The sequence below is a fragment of the Psychrobacter sp. 1U2 genome (assembly GCF_051847575.1).
Genome location: NZ_JBPYDC010000812.1, coordinates 1 through 823 on the forward strand (window position 1 = coordinate 1; position 823 = coordinate 823).

Consider the following 823-nt stretch of genomic DNA (forward strand, 5'->3'; position numbering starts at 1 on the left):
TGGGCAACGTTTCTCAACAAAATGATAGTCATATCACGCCTGAGACTTTAAAAAATCTTGGGCGTTATGACTTTCCTGACCCTACTTCTATCGATCCAGATGGTATCGGTATCGTGGCGATAGGTGGCGATCTAGCACCTCAAACGCTGATTTCCGCCTACGCGCAGGGATTATTCCCTTGGTTTAACGAAGATGAGCCTATCGCTTGGTGGTGTCCTGACCCGCGTTGTGTAATAACGCCGACCGATTATAAGCCAAGCAAATCGCTACGCAAGCAAGCAGACCGTACTCGTTGGCAGCTGACGCTCAATCAAGCGTTTGATGATGTGATTCATGCCTGTAGTTTACCGCGCAGTAATGGTTTGCCTGAAAGTGAGCATACTTGGATACATGAAGAAATGATCGAGGCTTACACAGCGCTTCATGCTCATGGATTTGCCCATAGTATTGAAGTTTGGGATGAGAAAGGTGCGCTCATTGGTGGACTTTATGGGTTAAAAATAGGCAGTATTTATTTTGGTGAGTCGATGTTTCACCGTGCCTCTAATGCCTCAAAAATTGCATTCTGGGGCTTGATGCGTTTATGCGAACAAAGCAATGTTACCCTTGTAGACTGTCAATTGCCAAATGATCATTTAATAAGCTTGGGTGCAACGATTTTACCACGTCCTCACTTTTTAGCACAGCTAGATACGCTGATTGGCAGTGGTTCAACCACATGGCGAAAAGATTCTCACAAATCCTTATCCGTATCGCTAATTGATACAATAGAGCCTTGGCAACTCAAGTGAGAACAAATGCTATTGTAATAGCAAACCTTTTT

General features: G+C 44.2%; 1 protein-coding gene. It reads left to right on the forward strand.

Features of this window, described 5'->3' with window-relative positions:
• Positions 1 to 32 precede the first annotated feature (32 nt).
• Entirely contained in the window at positions 33 to 791 is a 759-nt protein-coding gene (aat, locus tag ACS8FD_RS18885; RefSeq protein WP_439276984.1) for a leucyl/phenylalanyl-tRNA--protein transferase, read from the forward strand.
• The last annotated feature ends 32 nt before the right edge of the window (positions 792 to 823 follow it).